The organism is Verrucomicrobiales bacterium (assembly GCA_016793885.1).
Taxonomy (GTDB): domain Bacteria; phylum Verrucomicrobiota; class Verrucomicrobiia; order Limisphaerales; family UBA11320; genus UBA11320.
This window is the reverse complement of sequence record JAEUHE010000110.1, coordinates 1-3195: the sequence shown is the minus strand read 5'-3', so window position 1 is coordinate 3195 and position 3195 is coordinate 1. Positions and strand designations below refer to the sequence as shown.

General features: G+C 57.2%; 5 protein-coding genes. 1 reads left to right on the top strand and 4 read right to left on the bottom strand.

From position 1 onward, the window contains the following. Positions 1–351, bottom strand: a 351-nt coding sequence (locus tag JNN07_12735; GenBank protein ID MBL9168602.1) for a cbb3-type cytochrome c oxidase subunit I, incomplete at its 3' end; no start/stop codon positions are given. Further along, a complete protein-coding gene (locus JNN07_12730) occupies positions 348–1091 on the bottom strand; it encodes a c-type cytochrome (protein MBL9168601.1) in 744 nt (247 codons plus the stop codon). The genes JNN07_12735 and JNN07_12730, both read right to left, overlap by 4 nt. Before the next feature lie 303 nt (positions 1092–1394). On the opposite strand from JNN07_12730, the gene JNN07_12725 reads away from it, so the two are divergent. Beyond that, entirely contained in the window at positions 1395–2015 is a 621-nt protein-coding gene (locus JNN07_12725) for a class I SAM-dependent methyltransferase (GenBank protein ID MBL9168600.1), read from the top strand. Positions 2016–2172: 157 nt separating this feature from the next. Here the strand turns inward: JNN07_12725 and JNN07_12720 are convergent, their stop codons facing one another. Together JNN07_12720 and JNN07_12715 are read right to left on the bottom strand one after the other, a co-directional pair. Beyond that, positions 2173–2463 (bottom strand): hypothetical protein, encoded by a 291-nt coding sequence (locus tag JNN07_12720; GenBank protein MBL9168599.1) that lies wholly within the window; start codon positions 2461–2463, stop codon positions 2173–2175. Between the two features lie 245 nt (positions 2464–2708). Continuing rightward, the coding region (locus tag JNN07_12715; GenBank protein MBL9168598.1) for an alginate export family protein at positions 2709–3195 on the bottom strand (487 nt) is incomplete at its 5' end.

Genomic DNA, 3195 nt, shown 5'->3' with positions numbered 1-3195 from the left:
TTCGAGGAATTTGCGGCCTTCCCAGATGTTGAAGTGGTAACAGCCCACGGCGATCACGCCGACAATCAACAGCGAGAAATACTGCAACCAGGCCAACTTGGGCCATTCTAGCTCGCGTTCGACTTCCTCCGGGATGATGTAGTAGGCGGCGCCCATAAACCCGCACAGCAGCCAGACAACCAGGAGATTGGTATGCACGGCCCGGGCGGTGTTAAATGGGATCCAGTCGTGCAGCACATCGTAGCCGATGCGAGCAAACCCCATGATGAAGCCATAAACGATCTGTAGCGAGAACAGTACGATCGCGGCTGCGAAGAACCAGTAGGCGATTTTTTGAGATTGGTATTTCATTCGAAGGTAGGTTGGGGTGGGGCTGGGGCTACCGGAGCAGGAGCGCTTCCTGAGAGGCTCAGCAGGAAGTCCACGATTTCATTGAGTTGTGCTTCCGTCATGTCGATTTTCGGCATGGGCGTACCGGGCTTTATCGACTGCGGGTTGGCGATCCACGCCATCATGTCAGCCCGCGATTTGCGGTTTCTGACATCGTCCAGAGGCGGCCCAACGGTTCCGCCCGCTCCACCAACGGCGTGGCACGCCACACAAATGGTCCGGAAGAGTTCGGGCTGTGGCTTGCCAGTGGCTCCCCCGCTCGAGACCACGTTCTGGACCTTGCCAGCGAGCGGTGGCTTGGCGGGGAATCCTTGGAGATCGACGTTGCCGCACCATTCCAGGAACGCGATGACATCGTCCATCTGAGCCTCGTTGAACCCGTACTGCACCATCTTGCGTTCCCCGGGGAACATCTTCTGCGGATCTTTTAAGAAAAGCTTCATCCACGGTTTTCCGCGGCGTTCCACCACTTTGGTCAACTCCGGCGCATAGTAGGCTCCTTCACCGAACAGGGTGTGGCATCCCATGCAGTTGTTATCCTCCCAGATCTTTTTCCCCCGCTCGACCGCCGGCGTGATCTTGTCGTCGTGGGTCAATGTGGGGATCTGCTGCATGGAATCGTAAGTCAGGGCAAGAAAGGCCGCGCTAAAAACGACAGTTCCTCCCACAAAGAAGGTCTTTGCTTGTGATTTGCTCAGCATGGGGGCGACTCCGGTTGACGGCGTTCAGGTTGGTTCATGGCGACCTTTTTATCCAAAGGTGCTCCTGGATTCCTTGACCCCGATCAAGTCCGCGATCCATAAAACACTCAGTTGGCTCAAGGAACCGCCGCGAGTTCCGGTGCATGCTGATGTCAACCTGAACAGGGAATTGCGGCCTGAAGAGTCGACGCTCGTGTCGCCCAATTCAAACGTACTATGTTGAACTATCGAATGCTAAGAATTAGGACCGCAGATCGCGTTGTGAGCTAGTTCAAACCACTGAATCCTGAACCCGCAATCAATATGCGCCAAGAGCACTGGGAGGACGTTTACCAAAACAAAGCGCCGGATGATGTAAGCTGGCATCAGGAGCGCCCGGAGGTGTCGCTGGGCCTGATCGAACGCACTGGAACTGACAAGGATGCGGGCATTATCGATGTGGGTGGTGGCGCCTCGACGCTGGTGGATCATTTGCTCAAGGCCGGTTACTCGCGCTTGGCAGTGCTGGATCTCTCGCGGGCGGCACTGGAGCACTCCCGGAGGCGGTTGGGCGAGGATGCGGCGCGCGTGGAATGGACGGTCGCAGACGTGATGGAGTTCACCCCAACACACCCCGTTGCACTTTGGCATGATCGGGCGGTGTTTCATTTCTTCACCGAAGCGGCGGATCGGAGGAGATATGTGGAGGCATTGCGCCGCACCCTGGTGCAGGGCGGACAGGTGGTCATCGCAGCCTTCGCTCCGCACGGACCGGAAAAATGCAGCGGCCTGGAAGTATGCCGTCATAATGCGGCCAGCGTGAGCGCGGAGCTGGGCACCGAGTTTGACCTGCTGGAGCAGGTGCAAGAAGTCCATCTCACGCCCTGGCAAACGGAGCAAGCGTTCGGCTACTTCCGCTTTCGGCGCAAAGCGGTCGGAGGCTGAAGCGTGAGCGGCTCACCAACCCACTTCGAAGGGAGGTTGGTGGAGTACGGCGCATAGTATCAGACTCCGTGTGGGCGCTGGATTAGGGAAACGGAGTTCGTGCTGCTGCGAGCCTTGCTAAGGCCGGAGCCGTAAGCGCCCCAGATGGGTGGACGCGTCAGGCTACCTCACCCGTGCTGCGCAAAATCTTGAGCACGGGTTGAGGTTCGCTTTCCTGCCATGCGAAGTCGTGATTGATTTTCAGCTTCTGATGGAACTGGTCGAGGTCCAATGCCGCGCGCATGTCGATGTTCGGTTGGGTCGTGGCATGGCAAGAACTGCGCCCCGCCATGACCGCATGCCCGTGGTAGTTGGTCAGCTCGGTCGCGACCTTAGGCGTGCCAGGAGGTCTTTTGACGACGACGGAGTGAAGCGTGGTGTTTGTGGAAAGGGCAACGTTCAGTTTCATGCGGCAGTGTTATTCAGACACACAAAACCAACTCCACATTCTTTACCGTTGACCCATCAAGACTCTCACTTCGTCCAAGGTTTGTTTCGCGAGCTGTCCACACATACGAACGAGGCTATTCTCATGTGGCTCTGCGGTTGTAGGAGTTCGAAAGGCCGCCGAGGCTCTGTCGGCCGCTTGAATCATCATCCCTTCGGCACGTTGCCTGAAGGGGTACCGACAAATCAAAAAAGGTGAGGCAAGGCTCAAAAGTTCACATTCAATTGGGTGTAAACGTAGTTGGCGTCGGCAGATCCACCGATGTTTTGGAAGGTCTTGTCGACGTACGATCCGGCGAAGAAATGTCCGAAGCCTACCTCGACCTGGGCGTATCGCGTGAGAGAGTAGCCCGCGATCAGATCCAGTTCCGATCCCACAAACGATCCGTAGTTGGAGTTGACTCCATATCCGGTTCCGCTGGCCGCGCCACCGCCACGGGGAGCGCCGCCGACGTTGTAGAAGTTGTCGGAGGTGTCGGCCAACCAGAACAAGTGGCCTTCCAACGCGAGGCTCAGGCGCGGATGAGGCTTGATCTGGTAGATCACCCGCACGTCGTGGATGTTCTGCAGGGAGACGAAATCCATGTAACCATAGAACTTATGGTTGGTAGGAAATAGGTTCTCGAAGGTGCCGTGCTTGTCGTCCCTCGGATCCGAGTCGCCTGATCCGTGGGAATACTCCAGGCCGATGCGA